This window comes from Pseudomonas sp. NCIMB 10586, from assembly GCF_023127895.1.
GTDB classification, from domain to species: domain Bacteria; phylum Pseudomonadota; class Gammaproteobacteria; order Pseudomonadales; family Pseudomonadaceae; genus Aquipseudomonas; species Aquipseudomonas synxantha_A.
Genome location: NZ_SPKQ01000045.1, coordinates 310,913 through 335,743 on the forward strand (window position 1 = coordinate 310,913; position 24,831 = coordinate 335,743).

Sequence of the window (24,831 nt, forward strand, 5' to 3'; positions counted from 1 at the left end):
TTTCGCTCGCCTGTATGCAGGTAAGTACCGGGTATGTTTTGTCGAGAATTGGCGACAGGAGTACAGACAATGAGCGCCGTAAAAAACACGCCTCTGCACAAGAAAAATGGCACCGCTGCCGACACCAAGCTGTCGATGCGCGCCGCCCGTGAAGCCCAGAATGGCCTGGCGGCCACCCTCGCCAATGTACGAGCCACCCAGGACGGTCTGACCGAACTGGACGCCTCGGCGCGTCTGCAACGGGAAGGCTATAACGAAGTCGCCCATGACAAGCCGCCACACGCCATCGTCCAGTTCCTGCAGGCACTGAACAACCCGTTCATCTACGTGCTGTTGACCCTGGGCGGCATCAGCTTTGTCACCGACTATTGGTTGCCACTGCAGGCGGGTGAAGAAGTCGATCTGACCAAAGTCATCATCATCATGACCATGGTGTTGCTCAGCAGCCTGCTGCGCTTCTGGCAGGAACACCGCTCGGCCAAATCCGCCGAGGCCCTGAAGGCGATGGTACGCACCACCGCCACCGTGCTACGTCGCGAACAGGTCGGCGCCCAGCCCACTTTGCGCGAAGTGCCGATGCGCGATCTGGTGGCCGGCGACATCGTGCAGTTGTCGGCCGGCGACATGATCCCCGCCGACATCCGCCTGATCGAGTCACGCGACCTATTTATCAGCCAGGCCGTGCTGACCGGTGAAGCCTTGCCGGTGGAGAAGTACGACACCCTGGGCGATGTCACGCAAAAATCCGCCTCCAACCTCGCCGCCGACCAAGGCAATCTACTGGACCTACCGAACATCTGCTTTATGGGCACTAACGTGGTGAGCGGCCGCGCCAATGCGGTGGTGGTGGCTACCGGACCGCGCACTTACTTCGGCTCCCTGGCCAAGGCGATTGTCGGCTCGCGGGTGCAAACCGCCTTCGACCGTGGCGTGAACAGTGTCAGTTGGCTGCTGATCCGCTTCATGTTGGTGATGGTGCCGATCGTGTTCTTCCTCAATGGCTTCTCCAAGGGGGACTGGGGCGATGCCTTCCTGTTTGCCCTGGCGGTGGCCGTCGGCCTGACCCCGGAAATGCTGCCGATGATCGTCAGTGCCAACCTGGCCAAAGGCGCTACAGCCATGGCCAAGCGCAAAGTGGTGGTCAAGCGCCTCAACGCGATCCAGAACTTCGGTTCAATGGATGTGCTGTGCACCGACAAGACCGGCACCCTGACCCAGGACAAGATCATCCTTGAGCATCACGTCAACGCCTTCGGCCAGCGCGACGACGCGGTGCTGTCCCTGGCCTGGCTCAACAGCTTTCACCAGAGCGGCATGAAGAACCTGATGGACCAGGCCGTGGTGCAGTTCTCGGCGCAAAACCCCAAGTTCCAGGTGCCATTTGCCTACAGCAAGGTCGACGAATTGCCCTTCGACTTTGTACGCCGTCGCCTGTCGATCGTGGTCAAGGATGCCGCCGGTGACCAGTTGCTGGTGTGCAAAGGGGCCGTGGAAGAGATGCTGAGCATTTCAACCCACACCCTGGAAGACGGCGCCGCCGTACCCCTGGACGATCGCCGTCGCGAGGCACTGCTGGCGATTGCCAACGACTACAACGAAGACGGTTTCCGGGTACTGGTGGTCGCAACCCGCCATATCCCCAAGGCATTGGCGCGTCAGCAATACACCACTGCCGATGAACGCAACCTGGTGATCCAGGGCTTCCTGACCTTCCTCGACCCGCCGAAGGAAACCGCGGGCCCGGCAATTGCCGCGCTGCAACAGATTGGCGTGGCGGTCAAAGTGTTGACCGGCGACAACGCGGTGGTCACCAGCAAGATCTGCCGTCAGGTCGGTCTTGAGCCAGGCGAGCCGCTGCTGGGCGTGGAAATCGAAGCCATGGACGACGCCACCCTGCTGCGCCGCGTGGAAGAACGCACGGTGTTCGCCAAGCTGACACCGCTGCAAAAATCCCGTGTGCTCAAGGCGCTGCAAGCCAACGGCCATACGGTGGGCTTTCTCGGCGACGGCATCAACGATGCACCGGCGCTACGGGATGCCGACGTGGGTATTTCGGTGGACAGCGGCACGGATATCGCCAAGGAGTCGGCCGACATCATTTTGCTGGAAAAGAGTTTGATGGTGCTGGAAGAAGGCGTGCTCAAGGGCCGCGAAACCTTCGGCAATATCATGAAGTACCTGAACATGACCGCCAGCTCCAACTTCGGCAACGTGTTCTCGGTGCTGGTAGCCAGTGCGTTCATTCCGTTCATGCCGATGCTGGCGATCCACCTGCTGCTGCAGAACCTGATGTACGACATCTCCCAATTGGCTCTGCCGTGGGACAAGATGGACAAGGAGTACCTGGCCAAACCGCGCAAGTGGGATGCAAAAAATATCGGCCGCTTCATGATCTGGATCGGGCCGACCTCATCAATCTTCGACATCACCACCTTTGCCCTGATGTGGTACGTGTTCTCGGCCAACAGTGTGGAAATGCAGACGCTGTTCCAGTCCGGCTGGTTTATCGAAGGGCTGCTTTCGCAAACCCTGGTGGTGCATATGCTGCGCACCCGCAAGATTCCGTTCTTCCAGAGCACGGCCGCATGGCCGGTGTTGATGATGACCTGCATCGTGATCGCCTTGGGCATCTACGTGCCGTTCTCGCCGCTAGGCACCCTGGTGGGTCTGCAACCGCTGCCGATGGCGTACTTCCCATGGCTGGTAGGCACCCTGCTGGCTTACTGCTGCGTCGCTCAACTGATGAAAACGATCTACATCCGCCGCTTCAAGCAGTGGTACTGATCCCCCGCCATTCAAACGGTGGTGGTCGCCCGGCCGCCACCGTGCAATACAAGGATGCTCCCTATGCGCGTCTTGATCTGTGCAGGTCGTCATTACGCCGACACCAAAAAGTCCCGCCACGTGCTGGACGCTTACCACCGCCTGCACCCAGTGCAGGTGTTGATCCATGGCGGCAACCAGTTCCTCGGCAGCGAGATCGAGGAATGGGCGCGGGAAATCGGTATCGACGTGGTGCGCTACCCACCCAATTGGCAGCGCCACGGCAAACAGGCGGAACGCCAACGCAACCACTTCATGCTGGCCGACAGCCGCCCCGACCTGATCATCGCCCTGCCCGGCGGTGACGATACCTCGGAGCTGGTCTGCCAGGCCAAAGCCAGCGGCATTTCGGTGCTGACCGTAGAAAGCTGAATTCAAGCGAGGTGCACCATGCACACCCCACACAACCCGAAGCACCCGGACGGGTTTGCCAAATATCGCGCGCGCCATTTGCGCAGGGCGCGTCCCACCCTGCTGCTCTTGCCACCGGCCAAGCGCCGCGCCCTGCAGCGCAACCTGATCTTTATCGGCGTGACGCTGGGCACGCTGTTGATCCTCGCCCTGGTTTCCAAGGCGAATGCTGCCGGCGGCGCCTACGTGGTGGATGATGGCGCGATCAATGCGCCAGGCGAATGCAACATCGACGCCTGGCACACCGCCAATCGGCACGCAGGCAGTACGCACAACGAAACCTTGTCCCCGGCCTGCACGTTCAGTGGTATGCCATGGGTGCAGTGGGGCGCGGCGTTATCGCGGGCCACTGACGCGGGAAAGGGCGAAACGCAAGTCAGCCCACAGGTGAAGGCGCAGCTGTTGTCACGAGAAGACCTGGGGCTGGAGTTGGCAGTCGCCGCTGGGGCGCACATTGCCCTAGATCGTCAGCATGCATTCGACGGCGCTGACTTCAACCTGCCGTTAACGTGGCAGGCCATGGATGCATTGCGCCTGAACCTGAATGCCGGCTGGAACCATGCCTATAACGACGGCGCGCAACAGCACCGCCTGACCTGGGGCATGGGTTTCGAATACCAGCTTGCGCAGGTGTTGACGTTGATCGGCGAACGCTATGGCCAGGAAGGCGGTGAACAAGCATGGCAGGCGGGGCCGAGATTCCACGTCGGCAAGTTTGTCGACGTGGACCTGGTGGTCGGGCGCAGTTTGACTGGGGACCGTGCCCAGTGGCTGACCACTGGGGCTACTTTCAGGTTCTAGGCCTTGGCCTGTTGCTCCAGGTGGACCTGCAACTGCGGGTCGATTTGCAGCTGCCCGGCCAGATCGTCCAGGTAGTTTCGCTCGGCGTCCTGCTGATCATTGACCAGCAGGACGCTGGCCAGGTAAATCTCCGAAGCGATTGCTGGGTCCTTGGCATATTCAGCGAAATCTGCGGCATCCAGTGGCTTGGCGACTTCGGCGTCGAGCCACTGCTGCAGTTGTGGATCGTCGGTATGACGGCCGATCTCGGTAGAGATCATCTTTTTCTCTTGCTCATCGATCCTGCCGTCCGCCTTGGCTGCTGCGATCATTGCACGCAGTACGACGTGGCTATGGGCTTCGGCTTCAGGCCCTTCAAGCTGGTCAACGGTCTGGATGGCTTGCTGCGGCGCAGTCGCCTGCTGACGTTGCCACGCTTGATACGCCTGGAAGGCGGCCATGCCGAGGGATGCCAGCGCCGCGTAATTCATTCCGCCGCTGCTACGCGTCTGGGTCGTGCCGCCTGCCGGAGCGCCGCCCAACAAGCCACCCAGGCCACCCAGTAAACCACCCAAGCCGCCACCGGCTGATGCATTGCCGGTACCGGCGTTTTTCAACAAACCTCCAAGCAATCCGCCCAGGCCGCCGCCCGAAGCGCCGCCGCCTTGCTGCCCTGCTCGCCACAGTTGTTCCAGTAGATCGCTGGTATTCATGGTGTCGCCCTCCCGGGGCGCAATAATGGCGTTTATCAAACATAGTTCGCCTGCGATGGAACACCATGACCGCCGGGCGGGCAAGCTTTATGATGTCGCCACCATGCCGTCAAGGGAGAACCGCGGTGAACCGCATCGAGCATATTGGGTTGATGGCCCACTACAATCAATGGATGAACCGTAAGGTCTACGCCGCCGCCGGCACCTTGACCGACGCGGAGTTGACGGTGGATCGCCAGGCGTTTTTCGGCTCGATCCTCGGCACCTTGAACCACCTGATGCTGGGCGACACAGTCTGGCTCAAGCGCTTTGCCGAACATCCGGCGGGCTTTCGCGCGTTGGCACCGTTGAGTGACATCCCTACACCGGTGGATCTCAAGCAATTGGCCTTTGCCAACTTGAGTGAACTGTCAGCCCATCGCGCCTGGCTGGATCAATTGATCATTGATTGGGCCAACACGCTGCAGGAGTCTCATCTGGACCAGCGCCTGCGCTACCACAACATGCGCGGCGTGGCAGGTGAGAAGCCCTTCTTCGGCCTGCTGGTGCACTTTTTCAACCACCAGACCCACCACCGGGGCCAGGTGACAACACTGCTGACCCAGGCTGGCGTGGACGTGGGTACTACCGACCTGCTGGCACTGATTGACTGAACGCGGGCACAGCGCATTACACAAATCTTGCTCGCGAATGCGGTACGTCAGGCACTGAGCCAGTTACTGAAGCACCGCTTTCCCGAGCAAGCCCTCTCCTTTACTTCACCTTGCTGCTCAACGTTTCCACACTGCGCTTCAAATCATCCAGGCCGCGCTTGAGGCCGGCGATTTCGTCTTTCTGCCGATCTATCGTATTTTTCTGCTCATCCACCGTGCGCTTGAGACTCGACAACTGGCTATCACTGCTGCTGGAACTCGACCCGTCTTTACGCTTGAACTCGTCAAATGCACGGTCCTGGCCATCCACTTTAGTTTTCAGGCTTTGCAGCTCGCTTTCGCTACGCTTTTGCGCCGCTTGCAACGCCTCGATATCGCCGACGGAAATACTCGACGACTTCAACACATAGGTATTGCCCGCCTCTACCGAGGCGCCCGTCAATCTGTCTGTCGACGATGCACTGAACTCTCCCCAACGCACCGCACCCGCCGCCTGCGCCGGGCCAGCTATCGCCGCACCCAACAGCCCCACCACGCCTGCAGCCATCATCCAAGAACGCCTACGGACACTGAGCATCAACTGACTCCTTTGCGATTTGCCGGGATGGCATGTCGCTATGACTGTCATTTATGAGGCTTGTTCCTGCGGCGCAAGCATTCATCAGGACTTAACCCCAAGGCCCTGTAGATCACTGATCTGCCACACTTTTTCATCGGTATCTTTATGCAGGAAAGCGCGCTTCGAGGTTGCGCCGAAGCGACAGGATCTATATATTCCCAACCCTGCTACACCGCGCTACCGCCCGAATGGCGAAACTGGTAGACGCATGGGACTTAAAATCCCCCGCTCGTAAGGGCGTCCCGGTTCGATTCCGGGTTCGGGCACCATAGATATCAAGGGCTTGCCAGGGAAACCTGAGCAGGCCCTTATCTTTTCTGCTCCGCAATTCTCTCTAAGCTCTACGAAAACCAACTGCCTCTAGAAACTTCCATCATGGAGTTGTCGAGCCGGGTGGAAGCAGCGAGGGCTAGAGTGCTTATTTACTCCAGATTGAATACTAGGCAATGAGCCTATGCGAAAGAACTCGAGTGAATAACAGTTATTCCAAAAACCTATTTAACCACTCGTCGGAATCGACGCATTGGCAAGGTAATGACACCTTGCATTTTCCCGTCTGTAGGCTTGACTGCGCAAGCAGGTAGAACAATAAACCCATGCAACATATTACCTTTTACTTGGAGTCCAGCATTGAGCTGGACTCCAGTATCAATTGAATATGGCGCCAGCGAGTTAACCTAACTACGGATTTTCTGTAGCAGTGGCAAGTCTGCAGCTTTATTTCAAATAGGGAGCCAACTCATGGAATTTAAAATCCAAAAGGAATGCAAATATGGCTATCACAATCACAAACGGCGCAAGCAGAATTGTCAAAGTTGCAGTAAGTGCATGGCATACTGATACAAACCCCAGTGAGGACTACTACCCAATAGAGCAAGGTAATAGCGACACGTGGACGCGTAGCGATTCAAGAGGCTATTTAATGGTCGTCCAAGGTCTAGCAAAGACAAACGAGTACTACATTTCCTCCAGCAGCAAAATCGTTATCGAGGATGACCGTGTCAAAGATCACGGCCAATCTATTAGCCCACTAACGTCTGTCAATGCCTGATGTGTGTCGGTAAACGCATGTAGAGGTCACTCAAAACAGGAGACTGCCGAGAAAATTCATGCCCGGGTCGGAGTTGCCAACCCGACACATTAGTAAGTATTGGCACGTCCTCTTCAGTATTTTGGTGCTTCTATAGTTCCCCCATCTGCAAAAAACTCCGTAGATGTCAATCTACGGGGTTTTTAAGAGTGGAGGCCAAGGTTTTTTGCAAGAGCAATCTAGGGGCGAGTGAGATCAAATCGTTCGTTCGCTTTCGTTGTTATCTCGAAGCGAGAGCAATGCCAGGCAGAAGACAGCTGCATGACCGATCTCTACACACTGACCGGCTAACTGACCGAGTCAGCATGAGAAGGGATCTGGCCGTGATCAATATATTTAGGGCGAGCCATCAATACGCCACCACACTACTTAGCCGCCTCTTGGATGCACCTTGAGAACCGTGAATTACCGCCCCGCAATAAAATCAGTCAATTGACTCACCAACCCAAGGTGTCTTGATAATTTTTAAGAATATATCAACAAGTTATATAACGTATTTAATTTTTAAATAACACTAAACCCATAAGTCCTTTATAAATGACTACCACAACAAGAAGGCAACGAAAACGTGATAAGCATATAACACTTCAAATCAATGGACACGAAGGAATGTACTCGTATGACTATCTTGGCGAAAAATCTTGTCAGCCCACTCACCACTTCGGCGCAGCTCCGAACAAGTGAAGATTACCAGGCACTCTATAATTTTTCACACACCTATGATCGAGGAGGATTTAATTCCTCACAGGGCAAGCCGTCTTACACTATTGCGCAGGCCGCGGATGAAATAACTCGAGGAGGTTACTATTGGGGTGACAACGACCACAATGGGAAATACAACTTCACCTACAGCTTTCTGACTTCAGAAAGTCAAGCATACGCCTCCGAGAATGTTTCTGGCTTCAGCGCATTCAACGCTCAACAGAGATCCCAGGCAGCCCTTTCGTTCCAATCCTGGTCGGACGTCGCCAACATTTCATTCATCGAATCCAGAAGCGGAGGCGACGCACATATATCATTGGGTAATTATAGTAACGACCTGCAGCATGGAGGTGCCAGGTCGGCTTTCGCCTTTTACCCTAATAACAGCGGAAATAGCGATGCGTTGTTTTATACCAATCAAAACTATCAAGAAAATTTAACACCGGCAAACGGCAATTACGGTCGTCAAACCTTGACCCATGAAATTGGTCACACACTTGGACTGCAGCATCCAGGTTCGTACGACGCCAGTGTGGGTCAACCGTCGTATTCGGATGCGAAATATGCCGAAGATACACATGCTTACTCCGTGATGAGTTACTGGAGCGAGAGCAACACCAACCAGAACTTCAGTAAAGGTGGTGTCGAAGCCTATGCTGCGGGCCCGCTGATCGACGACATCGCCGCGATCCAGAAGCTCTACGGTGCCAACTACAGCACTCGCGCCGGTGACACGACCTACGGGTTCAACTCCAATACCGGGCGCGATTTCCTCACTGCCACATCCGATGCCGACAAGCTGGTGTTTTCGGTATGGGACGGCGGCGGCAAAGACACTCTGGACTTCTCCGGTTTCACTCAAAACCAGAAGATCAACCTCACTGCCACCTCGTTCTCCGATGTTGGCGGCCTGGTCGGCAACGTGTCGATCGCCAAGGGCGTCACCATCGAGAACGCATTCGGCGGTTCGGGCAACGACCTGATCATTGGTAACCAGGTCGCCAACCTCATCAAAGGCGGGGCCGGTAACGACCTCATCTACGGAGGTGGCGGCGCAGACCAATTGTGGGGCGGCGCCGGCAACGACACGTTCGTGTACGGTGCCAGTTCCGATTCCAGGCCAGGCGCTGCGGACAAGATCTTTGACTTCACCTCGGGCTCCGACAAGATCGACCTGTCGGGCATTACCAAAGGTGCGGGCTTGAGCTTCGTCAATGCATTTACCGGCCATGCCGGCGATGCCGTGCTGAACTATGCCTCGGGTACCAACCTGGGCACCTTGGCCGTGGACTTCTCCGGGCACGGTGTGGCGGACTTCCTCGTCACCACCGTCGGCCAGGCAGCCGTCAGCGACATCGTGGCGTGATACAAAGCGCGGCGCTTCGCGCGCCGCGCTCAATGATTGGAAAGGAACTCACGATCAAATACTCGGTTCTACCCATGCAGCTGCGCCCCACTATTGCTGCAATGTGGAGCGGCTGCACTTCTCCCTAGTTGATTTCAGTTACGAAATTTTCGCGAGAGCGCCGCACTTTTTTCAGGTTTACCAGCCAGTCAGACTCTGCTGCCCGATACCCCAAAGGCAGGAGCACCACACTGCGCAGATGCCTGGCTCCCAGTCCCAGAATCTCATCGACAGCCGATGGGTCGAAACCTTCCATGGGCGTCGCGTCGACTTGCTCGGATGCCGCGGCGATTAAAGCCGAGCCCAGGCCAATATAGGCTTGGCGCGCAGCCGCTTGATAGTTGGCCTCCTGTCCACGCTCGGCGACTATACCAAGCAGCATTTGACGGTAGTCTTCCCAACCCTGGTTGACAGTAGCTCGTACCGTATTGGTCAGGTCGAACATCATGTTGACACGCTCAGGCGTGATGTCATCCCAGGCGGCGAACACCAGTAAATGAGAGCAGTCGGTCACCTGAGACTGATTCCAGCTGACCGCCTTAATCTTTTCGCGAATTTGCGGATTGGTCACCACCAGCAATTCAAATGGCTGGAGCCCGCTCGACGTCGCCGTCAGGCGTACCGCCTCCAGGATTCGCTCCAGCTTTTCAGCAGGTATTGTCTTGGACGAATCGTAACTTTTCGTCGCATAACGCCAATTCAGCAACTCGGTTATTTTGCTCATTCTTCACATTCCACGTAGGTCAACGGTGTTTATCCAGCCCAATCCGATTACCTTCCGGATTACGCTGCGGCTTATACTGCGGATTAAAGTCAACTTGAAGGTCAAGCAAAAAATGAAGATAGGCGAGATTGCGCGACGTACCGGCCTTGCTGCTTCAGCAATACGCTACTACGAGGAGCAAGGCCTGCTGGACGCCCCCACGCGCGACATGAACAACTATCGCTATTACAGCGAATCCACCATTAAGCGCCTGGAAGTCGTGATCCACGCGCAAAGGCTGGGGTTTTCCCTCGACACCATTCGTGGCCTTTTCCTTCATGACGGGAGCTGCTCCAAATCGCTCACTCTGGAACAGATCAATGTACGTCTGGAGGAGATACAGCAAATCGAAGCCACGCTAAAAGTGCAGCGTGAGGAGTTGTTGATGCTGCAACAAACCCTCGAAGAAAGCCTTCGTACTGGCATCGCTCCGGGATTGGATTGCCCGCGCAGCGCTGAGCGATCAAGGCCTGATCGAGCCGTAGTCATGCGAAGCAAGCACATGATGGCTACCGGCAAGTGACGAGAACGCGATACTGCGGGATATAGATTGCTGTAAAACGACAGGCATGAAAAAACCCCACAGCATCTGCGACCCTGTGAGGTTTTATCGCCAGCTGTACCGATGCCGCATCAAACCACGCTGATCATCTCTGCGCTCAGCTGTGCCGCATTGAACCCCACCAGGGTGACACTGCTGTCCCCCGCCAGTATCACGCTGTCACTGCCGTTCTGGGTAGTCACACCAAGTACAGCGTCGGCGCTCGCAAACAGCGTCTTGGAGAACACCAGCAGATCATGCCCGTTCTGATGGATGTTGAAGTCGCTGATCACGTCATGGCCGAACCCGCGCTGATCAAACACAAACAAGTCGCTGCCCACGCCACCACTGAGCAGGTCATTGCCCTGCCCGCCGATCAACACGTCATTACCACTGGCGCCATACAGCGAGTCGTTACCCGTGCCGCCCAGCAGCGTGTCGTTGCCGTCACCGCCGTGCAGCAGGTCATTTCCGGCGCCACCGTCGAGCCGATCGTTGCCGTTCTGGCCGAATATCAGGTCGCGAGCTGCAGTGCCTTTCAGGGTGTCGGCCAGTTGGCTACCTTCAATAGATCTGGCGTAAGCCTTGTCGGCGCCGAACAGTCCATCGAAATCCAGCTTGCCGTTGGTGACCGTATAAGACGGCGTCAGCGCCTGCCCGATACCGCTGAAGATGCCGCCGATAACGGGTAACTGGCCGAGCGTGTTGGCAAGGCCGGTTTCGAACTCGACATGCTCTACGCCATGCAGTTCTTTAAGGCCGTATTGGCCGCTGCTATCGTTTAAAAACAACGTACCGTCGCTCAGTTTCACGGCTTCGTAGGAGGACGCCGTACCTTTGAGGAAGACTTTGTCATCGCCTGCACCGCCAGCAACGATATCGGTACCGGTACTGACCCGGAAACTGTCGTCACCACTGAACCCGTCGAGGAAGTCATCGCTGCGACCATCCTGCAGCTTGTCTGCACTGTCGGTGCCCAGCAGGAAGGCCGGTGTGCCGTAATGGTTGGAGGTGGCGGTCTGTTTGTCGCTGACCCAGGTGAAGCTGCGGCTGATCGCGTCGAGGTTGCTGATCACGATGGTGCTATCGCGCTCGATGTAATCGTAGAACGTCGACTGGGCGATACGCTGGATGGGGTTGATGAAAATACCTTCGAGGTGCGCAGCCCATCCTGACAAGTTGGCAATGGAAAACGGACCGTTGGGCCAGGTTGGCAGGGCGTAGATTGTATCGAACAGCACGATATTGTCGGTCGTCGAGGTGTAACTGGCGTCACTCCCCTGAAGAGCGTCGATGATGGCGCTTCCCACGTTGGTTTCCTGCCCGGTGAGGCGGTGCACCACATCGTTTTCAAAACCGAAGTTGTAGATTCCGTCGCTGTTGCTGGACTTGGGTGACTCCATGCCAAAGTAGTCCGAATCCTTGAAGAAACCGTCTGCCAGCGTGTCTTTGCCGATATACATACTGTTAGTGACTGAGCCACCCTGGCTGTAGCCGGTTACCAGCACATCCTTGCCGCTCAGGTTGTGGCCTATCGCGTAATCCTTGATTGAATTGAGCAGGTACTCATAGCCGTTGATATACGAGTTATCGATCATGGCCGGCCAGCCCAGCAGATCAGTCAGGGAGTTGGTGCCGGCAATGGAAAACCCCATTTTCAGCAATTGACCACTGTCATCGTATTGACCAAACACCCTGGCCTGGGAACCGAACACGCCATCGCCGGTGAAGCTTCCGGTGATATCGGTGTGACTGCTATCAACGCTCAGTTCATTGGCGCCGATTTCACGCCAGCCTTTGGGCAATGCAAAGGTGTTGCCCTCCCCCAGTACCGCCCCTGGAAGGTTGTAGAGCGCGCCTACGGTCGCGACACCGCTGGTGTAAGTGGCGAGGTTCCAGGCATCTGAAATCAGCACACGGGCATCTTGACCCTTGTAATCGAATATAGCCATGTCAGTACTCCTTGAGCCCAGCGATCAACACCGAAGTCGACGGTAATAACTGATACGTCGGGCTAAACAATATGCATTGAAGTTGTTGTTGTGCATTCTGTTCAGGCTGCTTCTTTTCTTAATATCGACTTTGACCATTAAGGAAGCTTGTCAACATTAGCGTAGAAACATTGCCGTACATCGACCGACTATCGGATTGTAAGGAGCTGTTATTAAGCGCCCATACAAAAAAAGCGCCGGGAGCGCTATTTAACAAACAATAAGTGGGCGTTTGTTTTTTACGTGACTAATGGGTCAGGACTAATTAAACCCGCCGCGCGCGTTATGGATGACTTACTCAACCCAATAACGATCCAATATCAAATAGCGATGCAGATAACACTCGCCCTCAGGAAGAAAAAACTTCAGCACCTTGTCGCGCCGGCTTTTGATATCGGGGCACTTGCTGCCTGGCCAATTGCGCCTGCACGCCCGCGACAGCTTCAAGTACTCTCTGCGCCCACTGCCCATCCTGCGGGTCAACCACGACCACACGAAAGCCATGTTCATGACCTTCTATGCGCACGCCCTCGGAATCATCCACGTGTAAATCGATATCGAAGGCCGACGGAAGCTTCGACGGCGTGTTCAACAGCCCGCGCGCGTTGAGGGCTTGGTTATGCACGACGCTGTTCACCACGCCATCGACGCGTATGCCGTACAGCATCAGCCAACGCCTGATATACGAAGGCGCCCGGCCTGACGAGGTGTAAACCCAGATGCTGCACCCCTGGCGCCGTAGCTCCCGGGTCAGGGAGCGGGTGCCGACACGCAGCGGCTCGCCCCACCAGCGATGGACGCAGGCCGGCAACCAGCTGCTTTCCACGGGCGAGTGATCAAGTTGGCAGGCCAGGGTGTCGTCGATATCAAACGAGATCCGTACGCGTGGCCGTGTGAGCAGACGCGTGGACAGGGCTTGAACGAGTAGGTTGGCGGACGTTCGGCATTTGCCCGCAAAGGTTTGATACCTGCTCATCATTGGCCTCCCTGATAGATTGGTTGCGGTGCGTCGCTCAAGAAAAACACACCCGGATCAGGCGCTTGTTCCTCCAGGAACGCGGCGTACTTTTTCTTGATCTTGGGCAATTCATACAGGGCCTTCACCCCATGTTTGGCCGAGTTGCGGATCACCGAGGAGGGGTTGAAGTAGCCTTCGGCGTTTTCGAGTGTCAGCACGAACGGCGGCAACCCTGCACGCATCAGCAGGTAGCTGACGATCAGCGAGCCACTGCGGTTATTACCTTCGATGAACAATTGCGGTTTGCTGAGGATGCGTACATACACACCTGCTGCACGCTTCCACACCGATTCACTGCGGTAGGCGCAGTACCAATTGAACAAGTCCTTGATGCCACCCTCAACGTTGTTGAAAAAGTGCTCCTCGGTTGCGGCCAGGTGTTGCGCGTATTCCAGGCGGCGTGCCGGATCTCGACCACAGAGCACCGTGGCGTTGATCTCCAGCATCAGATCAAGGTGGTGCAGATCAAACAGGTCCACGCCCTGGGCGACGTAGTCGTCAACCAGCGCATAACCTGCAAGCACATTCTCCAACACCTCGTCCGTCAGCGGGTCCCGCGGCTCGGTAAACTGCGTGCTGAGCTGGGCAAAGCGGCTCTGCACCTTACGCAGGGCGCGTTCAATCGCTGGCAAATCTAGACGATGCGTTACAGGCATTGGCATTCCCGAGAAGACGTTGGCGCAGGTGCGGCTGTTATCGAACATGGATGGCTCAGCTGAACTTGCCGCTGATGTAATCCTCGGTCATCTGCTCACGCGGGCTGCCGAAAATCTGCGCAGTCGGGCCCATTTCCACCAGGTAGCCAGTGCGCGTGCCTTGGGAAATATCCACCGAGAAAAACGCCGTGGTGTCTGCTACCCGGATGGCCTGCTGCATGTTGTGGGTCACCAGTGCGATGGTGTAGTCCTTCTTCAATTCCACCATCAGCTCCTCCACCCGGCGGGTCGCGATAGGGTCGAGGGCCGAACACGGCTCATCGAGCAACAGCACTTCCGGCTCGGTGGCGATGGCGCGGGCGATACACAACCGCTGCTGCTGACCACCAGAGAGCGACAAGCCACTGACCTTGAGCTTGTCCTTGACCTCATCCCACAGCGCCGCGCCTTGCAGGGCGTGCTTGACGCGGTCGCCGAGGTCGCCTTTGTAGCGGTTCAGGCGCAGGCCGAACGCGACGTTGTCGAAGATGCTCATGGAAAACGGGTTGGGCTGCTGGAACACCATGCCGATATAGCGGCGTACCACCACCGGGTCGACGCCCTTGCCATACACGTCCTGGCCGAGGAAATGCACGTGGCCCTCGAAGCGAAAGCCCTTCACCAAATCGTTCATGCGGTTGAGGCTGCGCAGCACAGTACTTTTGCCGCAGCCCGACGGGCCGATAAACCCGGTGATCTTGTTTTTTTCAATCGGCACATGGCTGTCACGCACCGCCATGAAGTTGCCGTAGAAAATCCTGTCCAGCTTGCAGTCCATGACCACAGGCGACTGGGTGACAAACGGAGCGGCTATTTGCGCAGTTGAGACGTTCAAAATTCAGATGCTCCCGTTCTTAATACTTGGGCTTGCCGAAGATACGGCTGACAATATTGACAACCAGCACAATCATCACCAACACCAACGAGGCCGCCCAGGCGAGCTCAAGCTGGTTGTCGAACGGCATGCCGGAGAAGTTGTAGATCAGCACCGCCAGCGAGGCCGTGGGGTTCATGACCGCGAGGTCGCCGTCGTGGTAGATCCAGTAGTTGCTGAACAGCGCGGTAAACAGCAGCGGCGCGGTTTCACCGGCAGCACGGGCCACGGCGAGCATCACGCCGGTGAGGATCGCCGGCAGGCCGGTCGGCAAAATGATCTTCCAGATCACCTGCGAGCGCGTGCAGCCCATGCCGTAGGCGGCGTCCTTCATGATCTTGGGCACCATGCGCATCGACTCTTCGGCGGTGAGCACCACGATCGGCAGCATCAGTACCGCCAGGGCTACACCGCCCGCTGGCGCCGAGTAAGTACCGGTGGTCATGACCACCAGGGCGTAGGCGAACACCCCGGCCAGGATCGACGGCAGGCCCGTGAGCATCTTGGCGGCAAAGCGCGCAGTGTTCGCCAATTTGCTGTCCGGCCCCAGTTCGGCCAGGAAGATCGCCGCCATGATGCCGACCGGCACCGCGATGGCGGCAGCAATGCCGACCATCACAAAGGTGCCTGCCATGGCGTTGCCGAAACCGCCGCCGGTTTCGAAGCCGGTGGGCGGCAGTTCGGTAAACACTTCCAGGCTCAGGCGTGCGCCACCACGGGTGATCAGCATGTAGAGCACGGAAATCAGCGGCACACTGGCCAGCAGCGCGCCCAGCCAGACCAGCGTTGTCAACACCAGGCTGCGCAGGGCGCGGCCTTCGAACTTGCGCTGCAGGCTGGGCACCGCGGTGATTGGGGACGTGAGGTCAGTCATTGTTTAGTACCGCGCTGGGCGTAGAGCATGATCATGGAACCGATGACGTTCACCAGCAGCGTGATAAACATCAGCACGAGCGCGGCGTACATCAACACCTCGATCTCATTCGGCCCGGCTTCGGGAAAGTTCAGCGCCAACAAGGCCGCCAAGGTATTGGCCGGCGCAAACAGCGACAGTGAGATGTTGTTGGCGTTGCCCACCAGCATTGCCAGCGCCATGGTTTCACCCAGCGCGCGGCCGAGGCCGAGCACCAGCGAACCGAAAATACCAGTGGCGGCAGAAGGCACCATCACCTTGAGAATCGCCTCCCAATGGGTAGTCCCCATACCGTAGGCAGCCTGCTTGGTTTTCATCGGCACGCTGGTCAGGGCGTCCTGGGACACGGCGGCAATCGTCGGCAGAATCATGATCGCCAATACCAGCGCCGCAGGCAGCAACCCTGGCCCGCTCAAGGAGGTGCCGAAAAACGGGATCCAGCCCAGTTCACTGTTCAACCAGGTGGTCAGTGGCCGGATCGCCGGGATCACCACGTAGATGCCCCACAGGCCATACACCACGCTGGGGATGGCCGCGAGCAACTCAACGATGGTGCGAAACACCGCCGCCAGCTTCGCCGGCAGGAAATCCTGAGTCAGGAAAATCGCCATGCTGACGCCGAAAACCCCTGCAATCAGCAGCGCAATCAGGGCGCTATAGAGCGTGCCCCAAATCGCCGGCAGGATCCCGTACTTGCCTTGGTTGACATCCCAGACACTGCCAAAAAGCACGTCGAAACCGTGCTTCTCCATGCCGGGAAGAGCCTTGCGTCCCACCTCGAATACCAAGGCTGCGACCAACGCCAGAATCAGTACCACCCCGATTCGCGCGAGCCCACGGAAGGTGCGATCGACCAGGAAGTCTTTTGCAGAGGGGGGTTGGCAGGCAGAATCCGGGTTAACCGGGACGACGAAAGGTTTGATCATGGGCGAATTCCGGAACAAGGGGGGAAACGCTCCCGGCCTGGCTGACAGCCCAGGCCAAGAGCGACCTCACGGGTGTTACTGGATGTTGGCGGAAGCTTTGCGCACCTGATCGACCACCGATTGCGGCAGCGGGATGTAGCCCATCGAGTCGGCGATTTTCTGCCCCTCGGTCAAGCTGTACTCGACCATTTCGCGCATGGCCTTGGCCTTGGCCGGATTACCGTTGTCCTTGCGGAAGATCATCCAGGTGTAGGACGTGATCGGGTAGGACTTGGCACCGTCCGGATCCGGCAGCCAGGCCACCAGGCTTTCCGGCATTTTCACTGCTGCCAGGGCCTCGGCACCGCTCTCGGCGTTCGGTACTACGTACTGGCCGGCCTTGTTCTGCAACTGGGCGAAGTCGACCTTGGCCAGCTTGGCGAAGCCGTACTCGATGTAGCCAATCGCGCCTGGCGTCTGGCGTACGGTGGCCGTCACGCCATCGTTCTTGGGCGACTTGATGAATTTGTCGCTGGCTGGCCAGTTGACCGTGTTGCCCTCCCCCAGCGCCGTTTTGAATTCAGGATTGATGGTCGCCAAATGCTTGGTGAACACCGCCGTGGTGCCGCTGGAGTCTGCACGCACTACCACGGTGATCGGTGTGTCGGTCAGTTTCAGGTCCGGGTTGGCGGCGACTATCTGTGGGTCGTTCCACTTGGTGATCTTGCCCAGGAAGATATTGGAATACACATCGCGTGGCAGCTTGAGGCCCTTGGGGTTGCCCGGCAGGTTATACGCCAGCACGATTTCACCCGCGGTCATCGGCAGCAATTGCACGCCTTCGGCCACCTTGGCGATGTCTTCATCTTTCATGGCCGAATCACTGGCGGCGAAATCGACGGTTTTATTCAGGAAGTCCTGCACACCTGCGCCGCTGCCCTTGGATTGATAATCCACAGTGACGCCAGCGGTCTTCTTGCTGAAGTCCTTGAACCAGGTGAGGTAGATCGGTGCAGGGAAGCTGGCGCCGGAGCCGGTGAGACGCACGTTTTCGGCGGCGAAGGCCATGGAGGAGGCACAAAGAGAAACCGTAACGGCCAGTGCTGCAGACTTCATCAAGCTTTTCATTAAAAGAACTCGTTGTGGTGACGGGCTCCCGAACTGTGCAGCAGGGTTGTTACATTTTTATGAAAATTGAATGGCGAACCGGGGTTTTGTCCCTGTTTGCCGCTACAACGATGTATTTTCGGGCGATTGGTTAGTAACAAATTGCGTCTAAAATGCTGCGATCCCCTATAGCGGGGGCGCTTGCTCCTGCTGAGCTACGCAGCAGCCCCGCCCCCGCAGGGCTCATGGCTGGCGACAAATCAAGGCGGCCCCCCTGATCTCGGCGCCATCGGCCGTTTCCTTGCCATCTGCCACAGCCATGCTGTCTGCCCCAAGAACCGCCGCCTGGTTGAGCGCCCGTCGCAAGGTGTCATCCGGCCCAGCCCCCTGCACGGTGAACATTTCAATCAGTCGACACTGGTTCGAAGACGAGGCAGTGACCAGGTTGACGTTAAAACCGCGCTCGGTCAGTTGGGTGGAACACGCAGGCAATACGCTTACCGCCGCAAAGGCCAGCGTTACTAGAAAAAGATTGTGCATAGCATGACTGCCTCTAAGTATTAAGCGCTAAAACGCCTGGAGGTAACGTAGCGTCAGTTGCGTCCCTTGGGCGCGATTTTCAGCGCCACTTTCAAAATACAGGTTCGCAAAGAATGTTCGCTTGCCTTGCTGATACATCACGCCGGATCCTATGCCTACCACTTGCTTCCTGGAGTGCTGTTGCCGATGGCCATCGATACGGTCATCGCTGATCTGCTTGAGTTGATACCCCGTCACGCCGACCCGCCAGCGTTCGGCAACGGCGTAGGACACCGCGAGGTTACTGTGGATCGCTTGGCCCGGCTGGATACTGCTGGCGTTCTGACACTGTCCGCCTCGCTGGTGGCGCAGGCCAATGCAGAGCTGATGCCCAGTACCTGAATCCATTGTGTTTGACGCATACAGCACCTTCATTGACTGCCGATTAAAAAACGTTGAATGGGTAATCCACGATCACCCGGTACTCATCGGCATTCGAGTTGCCACGGGTATTGCCCGGCGCGGTATAGCCTTGGCCGGATCGATGCGCGGCCCAGCGCAATGTAACGTTCAAGCCCTTGGCCTTGCCGCCCGGCACCGCATAACGCAGGGCGACGTCGCGTTCCCAGTGGTGCGCATCCTTGCCCGCAGCGTTATAGATGTAGCCGTAGCCGGTGCTGTTGGGGTCGACTCGCGTCAGGTCCGCTTCACCCTGGGTGTAGGAGGTGCTGAGCTGGAAGTCCGGTGCGTTGATGAAGGCCAGGCTGGTCTGATATTGGATCTTCCAGGACCTTTCACCCGGGGCATTGAAGTCGGCGTATTGCTGGGAATTGTTCAGATACATAAACGTGCGGTCGTCCTGCACGACGTAGTCGAACGGCGTGTCGCCGTCGACCTTCTGCACACCGAGGGTCAGGCTCTGGCCTGCGCCGGACAGGGTCAGGCCGCCGGTGTAAGTATTGTTGTCGATGCGCCCCAAGTGGCTTTGGCCCTGGTCACGGGTCTTGAAGTAATGCACATACGGCGTCAGCGTGACCCCATGGCTCAACGTGAAGGGGTAGCTCACCCCAGCGTAATACTGGCTCCAGATATCGCTGAGCTGGCCGCCATACAGCGTCAGCTTAACCCCGCCCGGCGCACTGTAAACGCCGCCCAGCCAGCTCATGTGCGAACTCTCGCGCTCGGCCGCCACACCGGCCTTGTTGCCAGTGCCGTAACTGGTGGTCAGGTGGCTCTGGCCGCTCTGGTTGCGCAGGCGTGTGGAATCGACCCAGCCGGTGTCGAGGGTCAGGTTTTGCAAGCTGTAGTTCTTCAGCGTGACGCCACGAAAGGTCTGTGGGAACACCCGGCTCACACCGCTGGCCACCAGTGGGTTATCCAGATACTGGTCACCTGCCTGCACCAAGCTGCCCAAGCCGCGCAGCTTGAGTGCCGCGCCCGCTGCCGAGAAGTCAGAGTCCGGAGCCTTTTTCGAATCCAGCGGCAGCAAACCCGCGCCGCCACTGCCTCCACCGCCATCGAGCTTGAGACCATAGAACCCATGCACATCGACCCCCACACCAATCGGCGTGTCGGTGTAACCCGAGCGAAACGACAGGTACACACCTTGCACCCATTCACGCTGATCCAGGCGCGACGGCGTGTTGTGGTTATCGCGGCCCAGGTAGTAATTGCGCAGCAGCCCATTGAGGGACGAGCCGCTGACAAATCCCGGCGTCACCGCCAGTTCGGCTTTCTGTCGTTCATTGATACCGGTGCTGAGGTTATCCCGTTGGCCCAAGGAGTTATCGGCCTGTACGCCCGCCGCCGAGAGTGACACCGTGAGCGACATGGAGGCACGCATGATCCGCTTGAAAATAGGCATCAGCGTTGCTCCTGTGGTTGTTCAATCACCGTCACGGTCGCCGTAGTGCCCGCGCGCAAGCGGCCCTATCCCAGGAGCAAGTGCAAGCTGCCAATACATCGGCAGCCTGCATTCCAGGCTTACTTGCCTTCAGTCAACGCGTTGTAGCTGGTGAACAGGTTGCGGTAGTCCGGGATGTGGTTGGAGAACAACGTCCCCAAGCCTTCGATATCGTTGCGCCAGTCGCGGTGCAGCTCACAGGCCAGGCCAAACCAGGTCATCAGTTGCGCGCCGTTGGCCGACATGCGGGCCCAGGCCGATTGCTGGGTCAGCTCATTGAAGGTGCCGGAGGCGTCGGTAACCACAAACACCTCGAAGCCTTCCGCCAGCGCCGACAGCGCCGGGAACGCCACGCACACTTCGGTCACCACGCCGGCAATGATCAGTTGCTTCTTGCCGGTGGCCTTGATGGCCTTGACGAAGTCTTCGTTGTCCCAGGCATTGATCTGGCCAGGACGGGCGATATACGGGGCGTCCGGGAACAGCGCCTTGAGCTCGGGTACCAGCGGGCCGTTCGGGCCGGTTTCGAAACTGGTGGTCAGGATGGTCGGCAGCTTGAAGTACTTGGCCAGGTCAGCCAGGGCCAGCACGTTGTTCTTGAATTTGTCCGGGTCGATGTCGCGGACCAATGACAGCAAGCCAGCCTGATGGTCGACCAACAGCACAGCGGCGTTGTCTTTGTCCAAGCGAACGTAAGGTGTAGACATGGTGGTACTCCTGATAAATGAAGGTGATGCCCCGAGTGGGCGCCCGGTAAAGAACCCAGCGTGTTTACTTGCGCTGTGAGTCTAGTTCTTCGTGATTGTTTGCCACTTCCTGAGCCTTGATGTAGCTCTCGATCAGCAGTTGGTAGTGCGGCATGGCCTGGGTGTAGACATTCGCCCACTCCTGGGCATCCGGGCGGTTCCAGGAACCTTGCAGCTCCGACAGCGTGCCCATGATGTCGATCGGCACTGCGCCGGCTTGGGCCAGGCGCGCGATGGTCAGGTCAGTGGCGAGCTTGGAGTGGTTGCCCGAAGCGTCGACCACCGCAAACACCTTGTAGCCTTCATGCACCGCCGCGATGGACGGAAACGCCAGGCATACGCTGGTCAGGGTGCCGGCGATCACCAGGGTTTTCTTGCCGGTGGCTTTGACGGCGGCGTGGAACTCAGGGTTGTCCCAGGCGTTGATTTCGCCACGGCGGGCGACGTATTGGGCATGCGGCGCGGCCTCGTGGATTTCCGGGATCAGCGGGCCATTGGGGCCTTGTGGAACCGAAGCGGTAGTGATGACCGGGATTTTCAACAGGGTCGCGGCCTTGGCCAACGCGATAGCGTTAGCGCGCAGTTGAGGAACATCAATGTCCTTGACGATCTGGAACAGGCCACTCTGGTGGTCGATCAGCAACATGGCCGTGTCGGCGGGATCAATCGTCGGCTTTTGACCATTGAAGTTTGCAGCGTTACCTGATGCAGTCATTTGCATTTCCTCTTTGCTTGGATAAACCTCCCTGGAATGGTGTGCCGGAACAGTGCCCGGCAGTGTCTGCACTTCCTGTATAGACACGCTCCGACCGGTATCCACGACTTGCGCCTGTAGGACACCTGCGAAAAAACAATGGAGCCACCTTAATCATCAGGTTCAGGGTTAGGTAGTGGCTGAACCGGGCCGCTGCATCTCAAAAATGGAACGATGTGCCGCCCCTTCCACATTGGATCAGGCTCGCCTCAATGGCTAGTCATGCCAGCCATGTGCATCATCCAGCGCAAGCCACTCGCAAGGATGCCGAGGGCGAGCACGCTGGCGAACCAGATAGCGATCAGCCAGAACACCCGCTGGTACCAACGGCCAGCAGGCCGCGGCTTTTCACCCTTAGTGGTAGCCATCGCCAATCCTCACTTTGCCGCGGAATACGTAGTAGCTCCAGCAGGTGTACATCAGGATGATCGGCAGGATGAACAGCGTGCCGATCAGGATGAACAACTGGCTCGAAGGCGGCGACGCAGCGTCCCACAAGCTGATAGATGGCGGCACAATGTTCGGCCAGATGCTGAAGGCCAGCCCGATATACCCCAGGAACACCAGCATCAGGGTGAATACGAACGGCCAGTGCGAGTGGTGTTGGCGCAACGTTTTCAACAGCCCCACCAGTGCCAGTACGCCCAGCAGCATCAGGCCGCCAAACACCACAATGTGCGCCTGGGCAAACCAGCGCAGGGCGATTTCCGGGTGCAGCCACGGCGTCCACACGCACAGCACCGCCACCACCGCCATCAGCGCGAAGGCCAGATAGCGGCTGAACAGGCGCATGCGCGATTCGAGCATGCCTTCGGTCTTGACCAGCAACCAGGTGCTGCCCAGCAACGCGTAGGCCACCACCAACCCAACCCCGCAGAACAGCGGGAATGGCGAGAGCCAGTCGAGGCTGCCCCCGGCAAACTGGCGATTGACCACCGCAATGCCGGCGATGTAGGTGCCGATCACCACGCCCTGGCAAAAGGTCGCCAGGAACGAGCCGCCGATAAACGCCATGTCCCAGATATGCCGCTTCTGCGGGCTGGCCTTGAAGCGGAATTCAAACGCCACGCCACGAAAGATCAGCCCGGCCAGCATGAAAATCAGCGGTAGGTACAACGCCTCCAGGATCACCGAGTACGCCAGCGGAAACGCCCCATACAACGCCGCGCCGCCGAGTACCAACCACGTCTCGTTACCGTCCCATACCGGCGCCACGGTGTTCATCATCACGTCGCGCTCCTGCTCGTCCGGGATCAGCGGAAACAGGATGCCCAGGCCCAAATCGAAGCCATCCATGATCACGTACATCATCACCCCGAAGGCAATGATCACGCCCCAGATCAACGACAGGTCTATACCTACAATGCCCATGTGCAATCCCTTTGATCAGTTGGTGTGGTCGCCGGACGCGAGCGTCTCGGTGACAGCGGACAGAGGACGGCGCGGTGTGCGTTCCTGGCCGGGGCCGCCCTGTGGCGGATGGTCGTGATGGGGCTGCGGGCCCTTGCGCACCAGCTTCATCATGTAGCCGATACCCACGGCAAATACCGAGAAGTAGATCAGCACAAACAACGCCAGGGAGATGCTCAATTGCGTGACGCTGTGATTGGACGCCGCGTCGGCGGTGCGCATCAGCCCGTAGACCACCCACGGCTGGCGCCCTACTTCGGTGGTGATCCAGCCGGCCAGCATGGCGATCAGCCCGGTCGGCCCCATGAACAGCACCAGGCGCAGGAATAACCGATTGCGATACAGCGCGCCGTTACGGCGCAACGCCAAGCCCAGTATCCCAGTGAGGATCATCAACATCCCCAGCCCGGCCATGATCCGGAAACTGAAGAAAATGATGCTCGAGTTCGGCCGGTCTTGCTTGGGGAAGCTCTTGAGCGCCGGGATCTGTTTGTCCAGGCTGTGGGTGAGGATCAGGCTGCCCAGGTACGGGACTTCTATCGCGTAGCGGGTCTTTTCGGCCTCCATGTCAGGGATACCGAACAGCACCAGCGGCGTCGCGCCGTTACCGACGTTTTCCCAATGCCCTTCAATCGCAGCAATTTTCGCCGGCTGGTGCTCCAGAGTGTTCAAACCATGGGCATCACCGACGACCGCCTGGATCGGAGCCACGATCAACGCCATCCACAACGCCATCGAGAGCATTTTACGCACTGCCGGGGTGTCGTTTTTACGCAGCAAGTGCCAGGCCGCCGATGAGCCGACGAAGAACGCCGTGGCAACAAAGGCAGCGATTGCCATATGCGCCAGGCGGAACGGGAACGACGGGTTGAAGACGATGGCGAACCAGTCCAGCGGCACCACCCGGCCATCCACGATGGAGAAGCCCTGGGGCGTTTGCATCCAGCTGTTGGACGCCAGGATCCAGAACGTCGAGATCAACGTCCCGATGGCGACCATCACCGTGGAAAAGAAGTGCAAACCCCGCCCCACCCGGTTCCAGCCAAACAGCATGACCCCGAGGAAACCCGCTTCCAGAAAGAACGCCGTCAGCACCTCATAGGTGAGCAACGGCCCGGTGATGCTGCCGGCAAAGTCCGAGAAGCGGCTCCAATTGGTGCCGAACTCGTAGGCCATGACCAGGCCCGAGACCACGCCCATGCCGAAGTTGACGGCGAAGATCTTCGACCAGAAGTGATACAGGTCCTTGTAGACCGCGTTGTTGGTTTTCAGCCACAAGCCTTCGAGCACCGCCAGGAAACTGGCCAGGCCGATGGTGATAGCGGGGAAAATAATGTGAAACGAGACCGTGAAGGCGAATTGAATTCGCGCAAGGTCCAGCGCCTCGAAATTTAACATGGCAATACCCTTATTGAAACACGATGCTCACGCGCACCCGGCCCGGCGTGCCTCAGGCCTGGTGGCCTGGGGCAAACGGATGTGCAGTGATCAGGGAA

24 protein-coding genes, 1 tRNA gene and 1 pseudogene are annotated in these 24,831 nt (G+C 58.0%); 8 read left to right on the top strand and 18 right to left on the bottom strand.

The annotated features are described in order from the left end of the window. Positions 1–69: 69 nt before the first annotated feature. The 3 genes from mgtA (at position 70) to E4P01_RS21325 (ending at position 4,035) form a co-directional block, all read left to right on the top strand. Positions 70–2,784 (top strand): magnesium-translocating P-type ATPase, encoded by a 2,715-nt coding sequence (mgtA, locus tag E4P01_RS21315; protein ID WP_216091421.1) that lies wholly within the window; start codon positions 70–72, stop codon positions 2,782–2,784. Positions 2,785–2,847: 63 nt separating this feature from the next. Beyond that, complete coding sequence (locus tag E4P01_RS21320) at positions 2,848–3,195, top strand: DUF2493 domain-containing protein (protein WP_005788155.1); 348 nt, start codon at positions 2,848–2,850, stop codon at positions 3,193–3,195. Between the two features lie 18 nt (positions 3,196–3,213). After that, positions 3,214–4,035 (top strand): hypothetical protein, encoded by an 822-nt coding sequence (locus E4P01_RS21325; protein ID WP_216091422.1) that lies wholly within the window; start codon positions 3,214–3,216, stop codon positions 4,033–4,035. Here E4P01_RS21325 and E4P01_RS21330 read toward each other — a convergent pair. After that, a complete protein-coding gene (locus E4P01_RS21330; protein WP_216091423.1) occupies positions 4,032–4,727 on the bottom strand; it encodes a tellurite resistance TerB family protein in 696 nt (231 codons plus the stop codon). The genes E4P01_RS21325 and E4P01_RS21330 overlap by 4 nt on opposite strands. A 125-nt stretch (positions 4,728–4,852) precedes the next feature. Between E4P01_RS21330 and E4P01_RS21335 the strand changes: the two genes are divergently transcribed. After that, positions 4,853–5,380, top strand: coding sequence for a DinB family protein (locus E4P01_RS21335; protein ID WP_216091424.1), 528 nt, complete (start codon positions 4,853–4,855; stop codon positions 5,378–5,380). 100 nt (positions 5,381–5,480) lie between these two features. Here E4P01_RS21335 and E4P01_RS21340 read toward each other — a convergent pair whose 3' ends face one another. Further along, entirely contained in the window at positions 5,481–5,957 is a 477-nt protein-coding gene (locus E4P01_RS21340) for a hypothetical protein (RefSeq protein WP_078821312.1), read from the bottom strand. Between the two features lie 224 nt (positions 5,958–6,181). On the opposite strand from E4P01_RS21340, the gene E4P01_RS21345 reads away from it, so the two are divergent. The 3 genes from E4P01_RS21345 to E4P01_RS21355 all read left to right on the top strand — a co-directional run bounded on the left by E4P01_RS21345 (position 6,182) and on the right by E4P01_RS21355 (position 9,157). Further along, positions 6,182–6,268: transfer RNA gene (locus E4P01_RS21345), tRNA-Leu, on the top strand. A gap of 503 nt (positions 6,269–6,771) precedes the next feature. Then, positions 6,772–7,050: a hypothetical protein gene (locus E4P01_RS21350; RefSeq protein WP_078821311.1), complete on the top strand. Its 279-nt coding sequence runs from the start codon at positions 6,772–6,774 to the stop codon at positions 7,048–7,050. 634 nt (positions 7,051–7,684) lie between these two features. Next, complete coding sequence (locus tag E4P01_RS21355) at positions 7,685–9,157, top strand: serralysin family metalloprotease (protein WP_282443006.1); 1,473 nt, start codon at positions 7,685–7,687, stop codon at positions 9,155–9,157. A 124-nt stretch (positions 9,158–9,281) separates the two neighbouring features. Here E4P01_RS21355 and E4P01_RS21360 read toward each other — a convergent pair whose 3' ends face one another. Then, a complete protein-coding gene (locus tag E4P01_RS21360; protein WP_078821309.1) occupies positions 9,282–9,920 on the bottom strand; it encodes an NAD(P)H-dependent oxidoreductase in 639 nt (212 codons plus the stop codon). A gap of 25 nt (positions 9,921–9,945) precedes the next feature. On the opposite strand from E4P01_RS21360, the gene E4P01_RS21365 reads away from it, so the two are divergent. Then, on the top strand, positions 9,946–10,482 hold the full coding sequence (locus E4P01_RS21365) for a MerR family transcriptional regulator (protein ID WP_236648006.1): 537 nt from the start codon (positions 9,946–9,948) through the stop codon (positions 10,480–10,482). 110 nt (positions 10,483–10,592) lie between these two features. Here E4P01_RS21365 and E4P01_RS21370 read toward each other — a convergent pair whose 3' ends face one another. From E4P01_RS21370 to E4P01_RS21440, 15 genes and pseudogenes are all read right to left on the bottom strand, one after another. Continuing rightward, positions 10,593–12,452, bottom strand: a complete 1,860-nt coding sequence (locus E4P01_RS21370) for a calcium-binding protein (RefSeq protein ID WP_216091426.1) — start codon at positions 12,450–12,452, stop codon at positions 10,593–10,595. A 388-nt stretch (positions 12,453–12,840) separates the two neighbouring features. Next, positions 12,841–13,467 (bottom strand): hypothetical protein, encoded by a 627-nt coding sequence (locus E4P01_RS21375; protein WP_032875543.1) that lies wholly within the window; start codon positions 13,465–13,467, stop codon positions 12,841–12,843. Continuing rightward, positions 13,467–14,165 (bottom strand): hypothetical protein, encoded by a 699-nt coding sequence (locus tag E4P01_RS21380; protein WP_032880962.1) that lies wholly within the window; start codon positions 14,163–14,165, stop codon positions 13,467–13,469. Before E4P01_RS21380 ends, E4P01_RS21375 begins: the two co-directional genes overlap by 1 nt. Before the next feature lie 55 nt (positions 14,166–14,220). Beyond that, positions 14,221–14,982, bottom strand: coding sequence for a phosphate ABC transporter ATP-binding protein PstB (pstB, locus tag E4P01_RS21385; protein ID WP_019817112.1), 762 nt, complete (start codon positions 14,980–14,982; stop codon positions 14,221–14,223). A 76-nt stretch (positions 14,983–15,058) separates the two neighbouring features. Further along, positions 15,059–15,952 (bottom strand): phosphate ABC transporter permease PstA, encoded by an 894-nt coding sequence (gene pstA, locus E4P01_RS21390; RefSeq protein ID WP_005788134.1) that lies wholly within the window; start codon positions 15,950–15,952, stop codon positions 15,059–15,061. Next, on the bottom strand, positions 15,949–16,917 hold the full coding sequence (gene pstC / locus E4P01_RS21395; protein ID WP_005788132.1) for a phosphate ABC transporter permease subunit PstC: 969 nt from the start codon (positions 16,915–16,917) through the stop codon (positions 15,949–15,951). Before pstC ends, pstA begins: the two co-directional genes overlap by 4 nt. Positions 16,918–16,992: 75 nt before the next feature. Continuing rightward, positions 16,993–18,024, bottom strand: a complete 1,032-nt coding sequence (gene pstS / locus E4P01_RS21400) for a phosphate ABC transporter substrate-binding protein PstS (RefSeq protein WP_078821307.1) — start codon at positions 18,022–18,024, stop codon at positions 16,993–16,995. Positions 18,025–18,246: 222 nt separating this feature from the next. Next, positions 18,247–18,543, bottom strand: a complete 297-nt coding sequence (locus E4P01_RS21405) for a hypothetical protein (protein WP_032875547.1) — start codon at positions 18,541–18,543, stop codon at positions 18,247–18,249. 27 nt (positions 18,544–18,570) lie between these two features. Beyond that, positions 18,571–18,861, bottom strand: a pseudogene (locus E4P01_RS21410) (transporter); the annotation flags it as partial. Between the two features lie 106 nt (positions 18,862–18,967). After that, a complete protein-coding gene (locus E4P01_RS21415) occupies positions 18,968–20,365 on the bottom strand; it encodes an OprD family outer membrane porin (RefSeq protein ID WP_248130137.1) in 1,398 nt (465 codons plus the stop codon). A gap of 140 nt (positions 20,366–20,505) precedes the next feature. Then, complete coding sequence (ycaC, locus tag E4P01_RS21420) at positions 20,506–21,132, bottom strand: isochorismate family cysteine hydrolase YcaC (RefSeq protein ID WP_003191542.1); 627 nt, start codon at positions 21,130–21,132, stop codon at positions 20,506–20,508. Between the two features lie 64 nt (positions 21,133–21,196). Beyond that, positions 21,197–21,886, bottom strand: coding sequence for an isochorismatase family protein (locus tag E4P01_RS21425; RefSeq protein WP_032875555.1), 690 nt, complete (start codon positions 21,884–21,886; stop codon positions 21,197–21,199). 248 nt (positions 21,887–22,134) lie between these two features. After that, positions 22,135–22,293, bottom strand: a complete 159-nt coding sequence (locus E4P01_RS21430) for a DUF2474 domain-containing protein (protein ID WP_103734436.1) — start codon at positions 22,291–22,293, stop codon at positions 22,135–22,137. Next, positions 22,280–23,296 carry a cytochrome d ubiquinol oxidase subunit II gene (gene cydB, locus E4P01_RS21435; protein ID WP_032875558.1) on the bottom strand — a complete coding sequence of 339 codons (1,017 nt, stop codon included), beginning with the start codon at positions 23,294–23,296 and terminating at the stop codon, positions 22,280–22,282. Before cydB ends, E4P01_RS21430 begins: the two co-directional genes overlap by 14 nt. Positions 23,297–23,311: 15 nt before the next feature. Next, a complete protein-coding gene (locus E4P01_RS21440; RefSeq protein WP_216091428.1) occupies positions 23,312–24,733 on the bottom strand; it encodes a cytochrome ubiquinol oxidase subunit I in 1,422 nt (473 codons plus the stop codon). Positions 24,734–24,831 lie beyond the last annotated feature (98 nt).